General features: G+C 42.9%; 25 protein-coding genes. All 25 read left to right on the forward strand.

Annotated features, from left to right (window positions below; translation table 11 throughout):
* Positions 1–35 precede the first annotated feature (35 nt).
* The 25 genes from rplC (at position 36) to rpsD (ending at position 12,446) form a co-directional block, all read left to right on the forward strand.
* A complete protein-coding gene (gene rplC / locus KZA12_RS11425) occupies positions 36–674 on the forward strand; it encodes a 50S ribosomal protein L3 (RefSeq protein ID WP_218690322.1) in 639 nt (212 codons plus the stop codon).
* Positions 675–688: 14 nt separating this feature from the next.
* Positions 689–1,291: a 50S ribosomal protein L4 gene (gene rplD, locus KZA12_RS11430; protein ID WP_201623003.1), complete on the forward strand. Its 603-nt coding sequence runs from the start codon at positions 689–691 to the stop codon at positions 1,289–1,291.
* Positions 1,288–1,638, forward strand: coding sequence for a 50S ribosomal protein L23 (rplW, locus tag KZA12_RS11435; protein ID WP_201623004.1), 351 nt, complete (start codon positions 1,288–1,290; stop codon positions 1,636–1,638). The genes rplD and rplW overlap by 4 nt, the downstream gene beginning before the upstream one ends.
* Before the next feature lie 11 nt (positions 1,639–1,649).
* Positions 1,650–2,474, forward strand: coding sequence for a 50S ribosomal protein L2 (rplB, locus tag KZA12_RS11440; RefSeq protein WP_201623005.1), 825 nt, complete (start codon positions 1,650–1,652; stop codon positions 2,472–2,474).
* Positions 2,475–2,486: 12 nt separating this feature from the next.
* Complete coding sequence (gene rpsS / locus KZA12_RS11445) at positions 2,487–2,762, forward strand: 30S ribosomal protein S19 (protein ID WP_201623006.1); 276 nt, start codon at positions 2,487–2,489, stop codon at positions 2,760–2,762.
* Between the two features lie 10 nt (positions 2,763–2,772).
* Positions 2,773–3,102, forward strand: coding sequence for a 50S ribosomal protein L22 (gene rplV, locus KZA12_RS11450; protein WP_192523466.1), 330 nt, complete (start codon positions 2,773–2,775; stop codon positions 3,100–3,102).
* A 3-nt stretch (positions 3,103–3,105) separates the two neighbouring features.
* Positions 3,106–3,831 (forward strand): 30S ribosomal protein S3, encoded by a 726-nt coding sequence (rpsC, locus tag KZA12_RS11455; RefSeq protein ID WP_201623007.1) that lies wholly within the window; start codon positions 3,106–3,108, stop codon positions 3,829–3,831.
* Positions 3,832–3,834: 3 nt separating this feature from the next.
* The gene (gene rplP, locus KZA12_RS11460) at positions 3,835–4,248 is read left to right on the forward strand and encodes a 50S ribosomal protein L16 (protein ID WP_201623008.1); all 414 of its coding nucleotides are present in this window, start codon (positions 3,835–3,837) and stop codon (positions 4,246–4,248) included.
* Complete coding sequence (rpmC, locus tag KZA12_RS11465) at positions 4,248–4,445, forward strand: 50S ribosomal protein L29 (protein ID WP_201623009.1); 198 nt, start codon at positions 4,248–4,250, stop codon at positions 4,443–4,445. Before rplP ends, rpmC begins: the two co-directional genes overlap by 1 nt.
* Positions 4,442–4,717 (forward strand): 30S ribosomal protein S17, encoded by a 276-nt coding sequence (gene rpsQ / locus KZA12_RS11470; RefSeq protein WP_201623010.1) that lies wholly within the window; start codon positions 4,442–4,444, stop codon positions 4,715–4,717. Before rpmC ends, rpsQ begins: the two co-directional genes overlap by 4 nt.
* Before the next feature lie 182 nt (positions 4,718–4,899).
* On the forward strand, positions 4,900–5,268 hold the full coding sequence (rplN, locus tag KZA12_RS11475; protein ID WP_201572055.1) for a 50S ribosomal protein L14: 369 nt from the start codon (positions 4,900–4,902) through the stop codon (positions 5,266–5,268).
* 8 nt (positions 5,269–5,276) lie between these two features.
* The gene (rplX, locus tag KZA12_RS11480; RefSeq protein ID WP_201623011.1) at positions 5,277–5,594 is read left to right on the forward strand and encodes a 50S ribosomal protein L24; all 318 of its coding nucleotides are present in this window, start codon (positions 5,277–5,279) and stop codon (positions 5,592–5,594) included.
* A 21-nt stretch (positions 5,595–5,615) separates the two neighbouring features.
* Positions 5,616–6,152, forward strand: a complete 537-nt coding sequence (gene rplE, locus KZA12_RS11485) for a 50S ribosomal protein L5 (protein WP_218690323.1) — start codon at positions 5,616–5,618, stop codon at positions 6,150–6,152.
* A gap of 12 nt (positions 6,153–6,164) precedes the next feature.
* Positions 6,165–6,470 carry a 30S ribosomal protein S14 gene (rpsN, locus tag KZA12_RS11490; protein ID WP_201623013.1) on the forward strand — a complete coding sequence of 102 codons (306 nt, stop codon included), beginning with the start codon at positions 6,165–6,167 and terminating at the stop codon, positions 6,468–6,470.
* An 11-nt stretch (positions 6,471–6,481) separates the two neighbouring features.
* Positions 6,482–6,880 (forward strand): 30S ribosomal protein S8, encoded by a 399-nt coding sequence (gene rpsH, locus KZA12_RS11495; protein ID WP_201623014.1) that lies wholly within the window; start codon positions 6,482–6,484, stop codon positions 6,878–6,880.
* Positions 6,881–7,139: 259 nt separating this feature from the next.
* Entirely contained in the window at positions 7,140–7,673 is a 534-nt protein-coding gene (rplF, locus tag KZA12_RS11500; RefSeq protein ID WP_201623015.1) for a 50S ribosomal protein L6, read from the forward strand.
* A gap of 11 nt (positions 7,674–7,684) precedes the next feature.
* Positions 7,685–8,035, forward strand: coding sequence for a 50S ribosomal protein L18 (gene rplR, locus KZA12_RS11505; RefSeq protein ID WP_201623016.1), 351 nt, complete (start codon positions 7,685–7,687; stop codon positions 8,033–8,035).
* Positions 8,036–8,037: 2 nt separating this feature from the next.
* Positions 8,038–8,553 carry a 30S ribosomal protein S5 gene (rpsE, locus tag KZA12_RS11510; protein WP_057758716.1) on the forward strand — a complete coding sequence of 172 codons (516 nt, stop codon included), beginning with the start codon at positions 8,038–8,040 and terminating at the stop codon, positions 8,551–8,553.
* A 20-nt stretch (positions 8,554–8,573) separates the two neighbouring features.
* On the forward strand, positions 8,574–8,753 hold the full coding sequence (gene rpmD, locus KZA12_RS11515) for a 50S ribosomal protein L30 (RefSeq protein ID WP_201623017.1): 180 nt from the start codon (positions 8,574–8,576) through the stop codon (positions 8,751–8,753).
* A complete protein-coding gene (gene rplO, locus KZA12_RS11520) occupies positions 8,753–9,193 on the forward strand; it encodes a 50S ribosomal protein L15 (RefSeq protein ID WP_201623018.1) in 441 nt (146 codons plus the stop codon). Before rpmD ends, rplO begins: the two co-directional genes overlap by 1 nt.
* Before the next feature lie 88 nt (positions 9,194–9,281).
* Positions 9,282–10,544, forward strand: coding sequence for a preprotein translocase subunit SecY (secY, locus tag KZA12_RS11525; RefSeq protein WP_227677230.1), 1,263 nt, complete (start codon positions 9,282–9,284; stop codon positions 10,542–10,544).
* A gap of 71 nt (positions 10,545–10,615) precedes the next feature.
* Entirely contained in the window at positions 10,616–10,732 is a 117-nt protein-coding gene (gene rpmJ, locus KZA12_RS11530; RefSeq protein WP_025644371.1) for a 50S ribosomal protein L36, read from the forward strand.
* A 257-nt stretch (positions 10,733–10,989) separates the two neighbouring features.
* Positions 10,990–11,346 carry a 30S ribosomal protein S13 gene (gene rpsM, locus KZA12_RS11535; protein WP_201623020.1) on the forward strand — a complete coding sequence of 119 codons (357 nt, stop codon included), beginning with the start codon at positions 10,990–10,992 and terminating at the stop codon, positions 11,344–11,346.
* Positions 11,347–11,366: 20 nt separating this feature from the next.
* Positions 11,367–11,756, forward strand: coding sequence for a 30S ribosomal protein S11 (rpsK, locus tag KZA12_RS11540; protein WP_201623021.1), 390 nt, complete (start codon positions 11,367–11,369; stop codon positions 11,754–11,756).
* A gap of 48 nt (positions 11,757–11,804) precedes the next feature.
* Positions 11,805–12,446: a 30S ribosomal protein S4 gene (gene rpsD / locus KZA12_RS11545; protein ID WP_201623022.1), complete on the forward strand. Its 642-nt coding sequence runs from the start codon at positions 11,805–11,807 to the stop codon at positions 12,444–12,446.
* Positions 12,447–12,521 lie beyond the last annotated feature (75 nt).

A 12,521-nucleotide genomic window follows, 5' to 3' on the forward strand; every position in this document is an offset into this window, starting at 1 on the left:
CCAATCCATTAATAGAAGATATAAAGAGGTTCAAAATGGCGATCGGTTTAGTCGGTAAAAAATGCGGCATGACCCGTGTCTTCACTGAAGCAGGTGCGTCTATCCCTGTAACTGTGATTGAGGTCGATGCAAACCGCATTACTCAAGTAAAAACTACTGATACAGATGGTTATCAAGCCATTCAAATCACTACTGGAACTCGTCGTGACAGCCGCGTAACTGCTGCTCAAAAAGGTCACTTCGCGAAAGCTGGCGTAAAAGCCGGTCGTGGTGTTTGGGAATTCCTTGCCAATGAAAGCGATCTTGAAGGACGCGTTATTGGTGGCGAAATTCTAGCTGACTTGTTTGCAGAAGGTCAGATGGTTGACGTTACAGGAAATAGTAAAGGTAAAGGCTTTCAAGGTCCTGTAAAGCGTCATAACTTTAGCATGCAAGATGCTACTCATGGTAACTCAGTATCTCATCGTGCACATGGTTCAACTGGTCAAAACCAGTCACCAGGTAAAGTATTCAAAGGCAAAAAGATGGCGGGTCAGATGGGTAACAAGCGTGTTACTGTTCAAGGCCTAGAAGTGATTTCGGTTGATGCCGAAAAAGGGTTACTTGTCATCAAGGGTGCTATCCCAGGTGCCACCGGTGGCGATGTTATCGTACGTCCGTCAGTCAAAGCCTAAGCAAGGGGATTAACGTGGATTTAAAAACAGTTACAGGTGCGGCGGTTGAGCTTTCTGATACGGCTTTCGGTCGTGAATTCAACGAAGCACTAGTGCATCAAGTCGTCACCGCTTATTTAGCCGGTGCTCGCCAAGGTACACGCGCACAAAAGACCCGTGCCGAAGTTTCTGGCGGTGGTATTAAGCCATGGCGTCAAAAAGGTACTGGTCGCGCTCGCGCCGGTTCTATTCGTAGCCCAATCTGGCGTGGGGGCGGACGTGCATTTGCAGCCAAACCACAAGATTGGTCACAAAAAGTTAACCGCAAAATGTATCGCGGTGCTATGCAGTGCATCTTAGCCGAGTTAATACGCCAAGATCGTTTAATTTTAGTTGAAGACATCACTATGTCTGCACCTAGAACTAAAGACTTAATCGCTAAATTGAGTGAATTGAATGCACCACGTGCATTGATCATCACTAAAGAAGTTGATGAAAACTTGTACTTAGCCGCCCGCAACATTCCACACGTCAATGTACTAGGTACAAGTGAAGTGGATCCAGTGAGCTTGATTGCTTTTGATAAAGTAATCATGTCAGTTGAAGCTGCGAAACAATTTGAGGAAGCATTAGCATGAATAACGCAAGACTTTATGAGGTCTTAAGAGGACCTGTCTTCTCAGAAAAATCTCAAATGCTTGGCGACTCACTTGGTGTACAAGTATTCAAAATTGATTCTAAAGCGACTAAGCTTGAAGTCAAGAAAGCAGTTGAGCTGATGTTTGAAGGTGTTGAAGTTACTAAAGTAAACACTTTGAATGTTAAAGGTAAGACAAAGCGTTTTGGTAAGAGCATCGGCCGTCGTAATGACTATAAAAAAGCCTATGTTACCTTAAAAGCTGGTCAAGATGTACAAATGGCTGATGCTGGTGAGGACGTAGCTATTACTGCTGCCCCTGCTAGTGAAACAGCGAACAACGAATAAGGATAACACTCATGCCTATCGTAAAAGCAAAGCCAACATCACCAGGCCGTCGTTTTGTTGAAAAAGTGGTGCATCCACACCTTTATAAAGGTCGTCCATATGCAGCGCTTCTCGAATCAAAAAGTAAGTCAGGTGGTCGTAACAATAATGGTCGCATAACTTCTCGTCATATTGGTGGCGGTCATAAGCAACATTATCGTATAATTGACTTTAAACGTACTAAAGATAATATTCCAGCGACTGTAGAGCGTATTGAATATGATCCTAACCGTACTGCCCATATTGCGTTATTGAAGTATGCTGATGGTGAGCGTCGCTATATCATCGCCGCTAAAAAGCAAGCAGTTGGTGATACAGTATTGTCAGGTGAAGCATCTCCAATTCGTCCAGGTAACTGTTTACCGCTTAAAAACATCCCTTTGGGTACTGTGATCCATAATATCGAACTTAAAATCGGTAAAGGCGCACAGATGGCTCGTTCAGCGGGTGCAAGCGTTCAGCTACTAGGTCGTGACGGTATCTACGCAATTCTACGTATGCGTTCAGGCGAAACTCGTCGTGTGCATATCAATTGTCGTGCAGTTATCGGTGAAGTATCTAATACTGAAAACAACTTGAAATCACTTGGTAAAGCCGGTGCTTCACGTTGGCGCGGTATTCGTCCTTCAGTTCGTGGTGTCGCAATGAACCCGGTTGATCACCCACATGGTGGTGGTGAAGGTCGTAACAAAGGTCGCCATCCTACTAGCCCTTGGGGTCAGAAGTCTAAAGGACTTAAGACGCGTCACAATAAGCGTACTGATAAAATGATCATCCGTCGCGCCAAGAAGAAATAAAGGAAGAATTTCATGCCTCGTTCATTGAAAAAAGGTCCATTCATTGATGCGCATTTGTTTGCCAAAGTTGAAACTGCTATTGCAGCCAACTCACGCAAACCGATCAAAACTTGGTCGCGCCGCTCGATGATTCTGCCACAAATGGTTGGCCTAACTTTATCTGTTCACAACGGTCGTACTCATGTACCCGTTATTATAAGCGAACAGATGGTTGGTCATAAACTAGGTGAATTTGCTCCGACTCGTACGTATCGTGGTCATGGCATTGACAGAAAAGCTAAGAAATAAGGTGCTTACCATGGAAGTAACTGCAAAATTACGCGGTGCCGCCATCTCGGCACAAAAAGTTAGACTCGTTGCTGATGAAGTTCGTGGCAAATCTATTGAACGTGCTTTGGATATCCTAACGTATAGCAATAAAAAAGGCGCTGTGTTTGTTAAGAAATGTCTTAACTCAGCCATCGCCAATGCTGAACACAACGACGGATTAGATATTGATACGCTTAAAGTATCTACTATCTACGTCGATGAAGGCATTACGCTAAAACGTATCCTACCACGTGCGAAAGGTCGCGCTGATCGTATCAGCAAGCGTACCTGTCACATCACTATAAAGGTAGGGGAATAAGTTATGGGACAAAAAGTACATCCAATCGGAATCCGTCTTGGTGTTGTAAAAAAGCATAACGCAAACTGGTATGCTAGCCCTAAACAATACTCAGAATACCTAATTAACGACATTCAAGTTCGTGATTATCTACGCAAAAAACTAGATAACGCTATGATCAGCAACATCATGATCGAGCGTCCTACTGGTGCTGCTAAGATTACCATCGCCACTGCGCGCCCTGGTATTGTTATCGGTAAAAAAGGCGAAGACATTGAGAGACTTCAGAAAGAATTGACCAAAATTATGGGCGTACCTGCTCAGGTCAATATTGAAGAAATCACCTCACCTGATCTAGATGCCCGTTTAGTAGCTGAAGGTATTGCAAGTCAGCTTGAGCGTCGTGTTATGTTCCGTCGTGCTATGAAGCGTGCGGTACAGAACAGCATGCGTTCTGGTGCTAAAGGTATCAAAGTTGAGTTGTCTGGCCGTCTAGGCGGTGCTGAGATTGCTCGTACTGAATGGTATCGTGAAGGTCGTGTACCTTTACATACTCTTCGCGCTGATATTGACTATGCGTCAGTACGTGCAGAAACTACTTACGGCACTATCGGTGTAAAAGTTTGGATTTTCCGTGGCGAAATCCTTGACGGTATGAACAGTGTTTATAATCCCGTTAAAGAAGAGCAGACTCGCGCGCCAAAACGCCGTGGTCGTGGTGGAAACCGTCGAAACTCAGACAGAGGTTAAACTATGTTACAGCCAAAACGTACCAAGTTTCGTAAAATGCATAAAGGTCGTAACACTGGGCTTGCTCATCGTGGAAGCACCGTTGCATTCGGACAAATTGGTCTAAAATCTTTGACTCGCGGTCGTATGACTGCCCGTCAAATTGAAGCAGCACGTCGTACCATTACTCGTAAGATCAAACGTGGTGGTAAAATTTGGATTCGTGTATTCCCTGACAAACCTATTACCAAAAAGCCATTAGAAGTACGTATGGGTAAAGGTAAAGGTCCTGTAGAATATTGGGTATGCGAAGTCAAACCTGGTAAAGTGCTATATGAAATCGAAGGGGTTTCAGAAGAACTTGCTCGCGAAGCTTTAACGCTTGCTGCAGCAAAACTGCCCTTTAAAACTACCATTGTTAAGCGGACGATAATGTAATGAAGATCAGTGAATTACGTGATAAATCATTAGAAGAACTGACTCAGTTACTTGATGAAAAGCAACTTGATGCTTTCCGTATTCGTATGGCTAAAGCAACAGGTCAGTTGGGGAGTACCCATGAAGTTCGTGGCAATCGTCGCACGATTGCTCAGCTTCAGACTTTGATTAACCAGAAACAACGAGGCGACTCATGAGCGATAACAATCAACCAGCTACCAATGCTAGCTTATTGACCGGACGAGTTGTGAGCGACAAGATGGACAAGTCCATCACTGTTTTGATTGAGCGTCTTGTGCGTCATCCTTTGTATGGCAAGCAACTTCGTCGTTCAACTAAAATTAAAGCTCATGATGAAAACAACGTTTGCCAACAAGGCGACCTTGTACGTATTAAAGAAACGCGTCCAATCTCAAAAACTAAAGCATGGACTTTAGTAGAAGTGATTGAAACAGTAGAAAAAATCTAAGTAAATTGCATTAAAAGCCAGAAGCTGTTAAAATAGCCGCCTTTTTAAGGATGCTGATTGCACCTAGCGTGTATCACTAGCATTGAGAGTAAGGTGCGGTTATTTATATTAAAATGCCGTCAACTCATACTGTGCTAGCGGCAGCAACTGGTTTTTATTGCTCATACGTGTGGAGTAACGCTATGATTCAGGTTGAGTCAATGCTGGAAGTTGCAGACAATAGCGGTGCAAGACGAGTTCAGTGCATTAAAGTACTGGGTGGTTCTCATCGTCGTTATGCATCAGTCGGCGATATCATCAAAGTAACGGTTAAAGAAGCCATTCCTCGCGGTCGTGTTAAAAAAGGCGACGTGATGAATGCGGTAGTTGTACGTACCAAAAAAGGCGTTCGTCGCCCAGATGGTTCGGTCATTCGTTTTGACGACAATGCTGCGGTATTGTTGAACCAAAACAAAGCACCGATTGCAACTCGTATTTTTGGACCGGTAACTCGTGAACTACGTGGTGATCAGTTTATGAAAATTGTATCCCTAGCACCAGAAGTATTGTGAGGTAACCCATGGCTAAATTACGAAAAGGCGATACAGTCGTTGTGATTGCTGGTAAAGACAAAGGCAAGCAAGGTACTGTTCAAGCTGTTAAAAACGATCGTATTAAAGTTGAAGGCATTAACATTGTCACTAAACATCAGAAGCCAAATCAGGCAACTGGCGTTGAAGGCGGCATTCTTAAGCAAGAAGCTTTTCTACATATCTCAAACGTTGCGATTTTAAATGCGCAAACCCAAAAAGCAGACCGTATTTCTTACCAGACTGGCGAAGACGGCGTTAAAAACCGTGTTTACCGTTCAAATGGTGAAGTTGTGGCGACTGCGTAAGACACTAAGGGTGTAATGGTAATGGCAAGATTAAAAGTTTTATATAATAATGAACTAAAGCAAAAGATCAAAGAAGAACTTGCTTTAGGAAACGTGATGCAGGTGCCTAAAATCACCAAAATCACATTAAACATGGGTGTAGGTGGCGCGTCTCAAGACAAGAAATTGCTTGAAGGTGCTGTTGCTGATATGACTGTAATTGCTGGTCAAAAACCTGTAGTCACCAAAGCGCGTAAATCAATCGCTGGCTTCAAGATTCGTGAAGAATGGCCAATTGGTTGTAAAGTAACGCTACGCGGTGAGCAAATGTACGAATTTTTAGATCGTCTCATTGCCGTTGCAATTCCTCGTGTTCGTGACTTTCGTGGTTTTTCACCTAAAGCCTTTGATGGACGTGGTAACTATTCACTGGGTATCAAAGAGCAAATCGTATTCCCAGAAGTAGATTTTGACAAGATTGATCGTATCCGCGGTATGGATATTACAATCACTACGTCAGCTACTACTGATGATGAAGGTCGTGCGCTGCTTAAAGCATTCGGCTTCCCATTTAAATAAGGTAAAGACGTTATGGCAAAGAAGAGCATGATTAACCGCGAATTAAAGCGCGAAAAAATGGTTGCAAAGTATGCTGAAAAGCGTATTAAGCTAAAAGAAACTATCGGTGATATGAATGCAAGTGACGAAGAGCGTATGGACGCGATGTTAGAGCTTCAAGCTTTACCACGCAACTCATCGCCAGTACGTCTGCGCAATCGTTGTGCTATCACAGGTCGTCCTCATGGTTACTTCCGCAAGTTTGGCTTATCACGCAATATGCTGCGTGAACGTGTCATGCAAGGTGATGTACCTGGTGTTCGTAAAGCAAGCTGGTAAGGAGTAGTTACATGAGTATGCAAGATACTGTTGGGGATATGCTAACCCGTATTCGTAACGCACAAATGGCTAATAAAGTTTCTGTAGCTATGCCAAGCTCAAAGCTACGTAAATCAATCGCTGACCTATTGGTTAACGAAGGTTATGTAGCCAGTGCTGTTGTAAAAGCTGAAGACAACAACAAAGCAACGCTAACTATTGAACTAAAATACTTCGAAGGCAAAGCTGTCATCGAAACTATCCAACGTTTTAGCCGTCCTGGTTTACGCCAGCATCGCGGTAAAGACGCTATCCCTACTGTTAAGCAAGGTATGGGTGTTGCTATTGTATCTACTAGTAAAGGCATCATGAGTGATCGTGCTGCACGCGCTGCAGGTATCGGTGGTGAAGTCGTTGCATTTGTAGCGTAAGCTGCGCCACGACAAAGTCTATTTGTATTTTATTAGGTTTATGGTTTATTTAAACAATATCTCATAAACCTGATATCTATATTAATTATAGCTATCAGACCTCAGATAAATTATAGAATAATAATTCTATTGAATTGATGGGTGTATAATAGAATCGATTATGCTAAACTAGCACGCTTTTTAGCCTGTTAGTTTTTTCGCTATTTATTTTGCTAATAGTTTGCTAACAGAAGATATTAATTTTTTAAGGAATATTCCTATGTCTCGTGTGGCTAAAGCCCCAGTAATACTGCCTAATGGCGTAAGTGTTACTTTGAACGATCGGCAGGTCGAAGTGAAAGGCAAGAACGGTACTTTGTCTTTACGCCTGCACGAATTGGTCGAGCTGAAACAGGAAGATGATGCTATCATTCTCTCACCTACAGTCGATTCAAAAGAAGCCATGATGCACACTGGCACCATCCGCGCTATCCTTAACAACCATGTTAAAGGTGTAACTGAAGGCTTTGAAAAACGCCTGCAGTTGATCGGTGTTGGTTATCGTGCTCAAGCTAATGGCGATAAAATAACCTTAAACGTCGGTTATTCACATCCAGTAGAATATACATTGCCTGAAAGCGTGTCAGCTGAAACCCCAACGCAAACTGAAATTGTTTTGAAATCAAACAATAAACAGCAGCTTGGTCAAGCAGCGGCTAATATCCGCGGTTTCCGCCCACCAGAGCCTTATAAAGGTAAAGGTATTCGTTATAGTGACGAGCATGTGATTCGCAAAGAAGCCAAGAAAAAATAAGGTGAGTTGAAATGTTTGATAAAAAAGCAGCTCGTCTGCGTCGAGCTAAGAAAACCCGCGCGCATATCCGTTTTTTAGGTGTTAATCGCCTAACGGTTAATCGCACGCCAAAGCATATCTATGCCCAAATTATCTCTCCTAACGGTGGTGAAGTGATTGCACAGGCATCTACATTAGACGGCAGTTTACGCTCAGGCGCAACTGGTAACGTTGATGCAGCTACGTCTGTAGGCCAAATGATCGCAGAACGCGCAAAAGCAGCTGGTATCACTAAAGTTGCGTTTGACCGTAGTGGTTTTAAATATCATGGTCGAGTTAAAGCTTTAGCTGAAGCCGCTCGCGCAAACGGATTGGAGTTTTAATCATGGCTAGAAATGATAAAAATGATAAGAATGAGCAGACTGACGGTTTAGTAGAACGCTTAGTTACCGTTGATCGCGTTGCGAAAGTAGTTAAAGGTGGTCGTATCTTCTCTTTTACTGCGTTAACCGTAGTAGGCGATGGTAATGGTCGCGTTGGTTTCGGTCGCGGTAAAGCCCGTGAAGTACCAGCTGCTATTCAAAAAGCTCTAGAAGCTGCCAAACGTAATATGATTACTGTTGAGCTTAATGATGCAACTTTGCATCATCCGATCAAAGCACGTCATGGTGCAAGTAAAGTCTATATGCAACCTGCATCTGAAGGTACTGGCGTTATCGCTGGTGGCGCAATGCGTGCTGTATTAGAAGTTGCTGGCGTCAAAGATGTTTTGACTAAATGTTATGGTTCTACCAATACTGCTAACGTAGTTCGCGCTACATTTAATGGTTTACGTGATATGTCAACTCCAGAAAAGATGGCAGCAAAACGTGGTAAATCTGTAGACGAAATTTTGGGCTAACTTAGACTAGGTGAGTTACGATGAAAACAATGAAAGTCACTCAAGTAAAATCAGGTGCCCATCGCCTCAAGAGCCACAAAGCTAGCTTGAAAGGATTGGGTTTACGCCGCATTAATCATACTGTTGAAGTAGAAGATACTCCTTCAACCCGTGGTATGGTCAATCGCGTTAACTACATGGTAAAAGTGGAGGAAGCGTAATGGGTCTTAGATTAAATGAATTATCACCAGGTGTTGGCGCCAAGAAAACTGCCCAACGTCGTGGTCGTGGTATCGGTTCAGGCTTAGGCAAAACTGGTGGCCGTGGTGTAAAAGGTCAGAAGTCACGTTCAGGTTCTGGTATCCGTAGAGGATTTGAAGGTGGCCAAATGCCATTATTCCGTCGTCTACCTAAATTCGGCTTTACCAGTAAAATGGCAATGACAACTGCTGAAGTTCGTCTGTCTGAATTGAATAAAGTTGAAGGCGATATCGTTAACGTTGCTACTCTTAAAACGGCTAACATTATTCGTCATGATATGAAGCGTGCACGTATTATCTTGTCTGGTGATGTCACTAAAGCTTATACCTTCCAAGGTGTAAAAGTGACTAAAGGCGCCAAGCAAGCAATCGAAGCTGCTGGTGGTAGCATCGAGGAGTAGTAACGTGTCAAAACAATCAGTGTCATCGTCTGGCATTCCGCTAAATCCTTTTGCTTTTATACGTAAGTATGATGAGCTTTGGTCACGCATGTTGTTTTTGATCGGCGCATTGATTGTTTATCGTTTAGGGTCACATATTCCTGTACCTGGCATTAATCCGGTGAATTTAGCCGATTTGTTCTCACGCAATGAAAACACTATCTTAAGCATGTTTAACATGTTTTCAGGTGGCGCGCTGGAAAGAATGTCAATTATGGCGCTTGGTATCATGCCATATATTTCAGCATCTATCATTGTACAGATGATGTCAGCTGTACTACCCTCGCTTGAAGCCATCAAAAAAGAAGGTGAAGCGGGTAGACGTAAGCTTAACAAGTATACCCGTCAAGGGACACTTGCATTAGCTTTAGTACAGTCTTTAGGAATGTGTGCTGGTCTGATTAGTCAGAACCTGACTTTATCCAGCGGCCTTACCTTCTATATCCCTGCAGTAACTTCGTTAGTGGCAGGGGCTATGTTCTTAATGTGGCTTGGTGAGCAGATTACAGAGCGTGGTGTGGGTAATGGTATCTCAATGCTGATTTTTGCCAGCATTGTGGCTGGTACGCCAGGTATGATTTCGCAATCTATCGAACAAGTCAATCAAGGTCAGATGAACTTGATTGTACTCTTTATCTTTGTGATACTAGGTGTCGCGGTTACCGCGGGTATCGTCTATATTGAACGTGCCCAGCGTCGTGTGCCTGTAAATTACGCGCAAAAACAGCAGCAAGGTCGCAAAATATATGCTCAACAGCAGTCACATTTGCCGTTGAAAATTAATATGGCAGGGGTTATCCCAGCTATTTTTGCCAGTTCTTTGTTATTGTTTCCAGCTAGTTTAGGGCAGTGGGTTGGTCAATCAACTGATCCTACCTTTGTACAGAAGATATTGCAAAATATGGCTTTGGTATTGTCCCCAGGACAACCGCTCTATTTAGTTCTGTTCGGTGCGATGATTATTTTCTTTTGCTACTTCTATACGGCATTAGTCTTTAGTCCACGCGAAGTTGCTGAGAACCTTAAACGTAGTGGTGCGTATATCCCTGGTATTCGCCCCGGACAACAAACTCAGCGTTATCTTGATCATGTATTAAACCGGTTGACCTTTATTGGCGCGATGTATATGACGGCCATCTGTTTAATGCCAATGCTAGTTCAATCAGGATTTGGTGTGCCGTTTCAACTCGGTGGTACGTCGCTACTAATTATGGTGGTTGTGGTAATGGACTTCATCTCGCAAATTCAAGCGCATTTGATGACCCATCAATATAATGATCAGACGTTAATTCAGTCGCCAACTCAGCCTTAATAATTATTAGTAACTTTTGTTATTAATAATCTAGCAATGTATGAGTAGGATGATATCTCAAGGAGCATGCAATGAAAGTTCAAGCATCAGTTAAAAAGATTTGTGGTAGCTGCAAGATTGTACGCCGTAAAGGCCGTGTACACGTTATATGTACAGCAGAACCTCGCCACAAGCAACGTCAAGGCTAGTCAATAGATAGAATATGGTATTTTACCTAAGCTATTAATTGAATTAATACTTGAAAAACAATGGCGGATGCGATATCATCCGCCACTTGCCGTAGTTCTTACTCATACTTTATTATATTAACAATGATTAGTTTCTCTTAGCGAGTTACTGTAATAGTTAAGATAATACGGCCATGAGTATTAACAGCAATAAATCTGAAAAACAATACACTATTTATTATGAATAAATTTTGTTTTTCTTCAATGGAGAGAAAGCAATGGCTCGTATTGCCGGTGTTAACATTCCGGATAATAAGCATGCTGTTATTTCACTAACTTACATCTTTGGTGTAGGTCGTACCACTGCTCAGAAAATCTTAGAAGCAGTCGGTATTGATACTACTACTAAAATCAGTCAGTTAGATGATACGCAGTTAGATGCTATCCGTGCACAGATTGCAAACTACATGACCGAAGGTGATCTTCGTCGTGAAGTGTCAATGAACATTAAGCGTTTGGTTGATTTAGGCTGTTATCGTGGCATTCGTCATCGTCGTAACTTGCCTGTTAATGGTCAACGTACGAAAACGAATGCGCGTACTCGTAAGGGTCCACGTAGAGCAATCAAAAGATAATTAACTTAGGAAGCTAAAAGATGGCAAAAGACACTCGCAGTCGCAAAAAGGTGACTCGTCGTTCAGTATCGGAGGGCATAGCCCACATCCATGCGTCTTTTAATAACACCATTGTTACGATTACCGATCGTCAAGGTAATGCATTGGCTTGGGCCACTTCAGGTGGACAAGGCTTCCGTGGTTCACGTAAATCTACACCATTTGCAGCGCAGGTTGCAGCTGAGGTCGCTGGTAAAGCGGCTCAAGAATATGGTGTTAAGAATGTCGATGTTTTGGTCAAAGGACCAGGACCGGGTCGTGAGTCTGCGGTAAGAGCACTAGGTGCATTGGGTTATAAAATTAATAGCATCTCTGATGTAACCCCAATCCCACACAATGGTTGCCGTGCGCCGAAAAAGCGCCGCGTCTAATATTTAAGACGAAGCTTTTTATAACAAAAGCTTATAGGAGACATAAAGATGGCCCGCTATATTGGACCAAAACTGAAATTATCACGTCGTGAAGGCACGGATCTAGGTCTTAAGTCTGGCGTAAAGCCCTACGACGTAAAAACGAAAAAAGCTGGTCGTCCACCAGGTCAACATGGCGTTAGCCGTAATAAGACCTCGGAATATGCACTACAGTTACGCGAAAAACAAAAAGTTAAGCGTATCTACGGTGTATTAGAACGTCAGTTTGCTAACTATTATAAAGAAGCTGCTCGCAAACGTGGTGCTACTGGTGAGAACCTATTAGCTATGCTTGAGAGTCGTTTAGACAATGTGGTTTATCGCATGGGCTTTGGCTCAACTCGCGCTGAAGCACGTCAGCTAGTTAGCCATCGTTCTATCATGGTAAAAAAAGCCGGCCGTGATGAGTTTGTTCGTGTGAACATTCCATCAATTCAGCTGCAAGATGGTGATGTCATCGCTGTCCAAGAGAAGTCTCGCGAACAACTACGTATTCAGAATGCTATCGAATTAGCTTCACAACGTGGTATTCCAGAATGGCTAGATGTTGATAACAGCAAGCTTCAAGGTACATTCAAACATGCACCTGATCGCATTGATTTACCAGCTGAAATCAACGAAAGCTTGATCGTTGAGCTATACTCTAAGTAACTGAAATTATGATTGACGTTATCACTTATGTGGGTAACGTCGATTTAATGAAGTTAATTAAACCAGTTAAATAAA

The sequence above is a fragment of the Psychrobacter sp. BF1 genome (assembly GCF_019279065.1).
In the GTDB taxonomy this organism is placed as follows: Bacteria; Pseudomonadota; Gammaproteobacteria; order Pseudomonadales; family Moraxellaceae; genus Psychrobacter; species Psychrobacter urativorans.

Bases quoted from the DNA above. Each gene is read 5' to 3' on its own strand.
- rplC (WP_218690322.1), top strand. From the start codon at position 36: ATGGCGATCGGTTTAGTCGGTAAAAAATGCGGCATGACCCGTGTCTTC.
- rplW (WP_201623004.1), top strand. From the start codon at position 1,288: ATGAATAACGCAAGACTTTATGAGGTCTTAAGAGGACCTGTCTTCTCA.
- rplB (WP_201623005.1), top strand. From the start codon at position 1,650: ATGCCTATCGTAAAAGCAAAGCCAACATCACCAGGCCGTCGTTTTGTT.
- rpsS (WP_201623006.1), top strand. From the start codon at position 2,487: ATGCCTCGTTCATTGAAAAAAGGTCCATTCATTGATGCGCATTTGTTT.
- rplV (WP_192523466.1), top strand. From the start codon at position 2,773: ATGGAAGTAACTGCAAAATTACGCGGTGCCGCCATCTCGGCACAAAAA.
- rpsC (WP_201623007.1), top strand. From the start codon at position 3,106: ATGGGACAAAAAGTACATCCAATCGGAATCCGTCTTGGTGTTGTAAAA.
- rplP (WP_201623008.1), top strand. From the start codon at position 3,835: ATGTTACAGCCAAAACGTACCAAGTTTCGTAAAATGCATAAAGGTCGT.
- rpmC (WP_201623009.1), top strand. From the start codon at position 4,248: ATGAAGATCAGTGAATTACGTGATAAATCATTAGAAGAACTGACTCAG.
- rpsQ (WP_201623010.1), top strand. From the start codon at position 4,442: ATGAGCGATAACAATCAACCAGCTACCAATGCTAGCTTATTGACCGGA.
- rplN (WP_201572055.1), top strand. From the start codon at position 4,900: ATGATTCAGGTTGAGTCAATGCTGGAAGTTGCAGACAATAGCGGTGCA.
- rplX (WP_201623011.1), top strand. From the start codon at position 5,277: ATGGCTAAATTACGAAAAGGCGATACAGTCGTTGTGATTGCTGGTAAA.
- rplE (WP_218690323.1), top strand. From the start codon at position 5,616: ATGGCAAGATTAAAAGTTTTATATAATAATGAACTAAAGCAAAAGATC.
- rpsN (WP_201623013.1), top strand. From the start codon at position 6,165: ATGGCAAAGAAGAGCATGATTAACCGCGAATTAAAGCGCGAAAAAATG.
- rpsH (WP_201623014.1), top strand. From the start codon at position 6,482: ATGAGTATGCAAGATACTGTTGGGGATATGCTAACCCGTATTCGTAAC.
- rplF (WP_201623015.1), top strand. From the start codon at position 7,140: ATGTCTCGTGTGGCTAAAGCCCCAGTAATACTGCCTAATGGCGTAAGT.
- rplR (WP_201623016.1), top strand. From the start codon at position 7,685: ATGTTTGATAAAAAAGCAGCTCGTCTGCGTCGAGCTAAGAAAACCCGC.
- rpsE (WP_057758716.1), top strand. From the start codon at position 8,038: ATGGCTAGAAATGATAAAAATGATAAGAATGAGCAGACTGACGGTTTA.
- rpmD (WP_201623017.1), top strand. From the start codon at position 8,574: ATGAAAACAATGAAAGTCACTCAAGTAAAATCAGGTGCCCATCGCCTC.
- rplO (WP_201623018.1), top strand. From the start codon at position 8,753: ATGGGTCTTAGATTAAATGAATTATCACCAGGTGTTGGCGCCAAGAAA.
- secY (WP_227677230.1), top strand. From the start codon at position 9,282: ATGTTGTTTTTGATCGGCGCATTGATTGTTTATCGTTTAGGGTCACAT.
- rpmJ (WP_025644371.1), top strand. From the start codon at position 10,616: ATGAAAGTTCAAGCATCAGTTAAAAAGATTTGTGGTAGCTGCAAGATT.
- rpsM (WP_201623020.1), top strand. From the start codon at position 10,990: ATGGCTCGTATTGCCGGTGTTAACATTCCGGATAATAAGCATGCTGTT.
- rpsK (WP_201623021.1), top strand. From the start codon at position 11,367: ATGGCAAAAGACACTCGCAGTCGCAAAAAGGTGACTCGTCGTTCAGTA.
- rpsD (WP_201623022.1), top strand. From the start codon at position 11,805: ATGGCCCGCTATATTGGACCAAAACTGAAATTATCACGTCGTGAAGGC.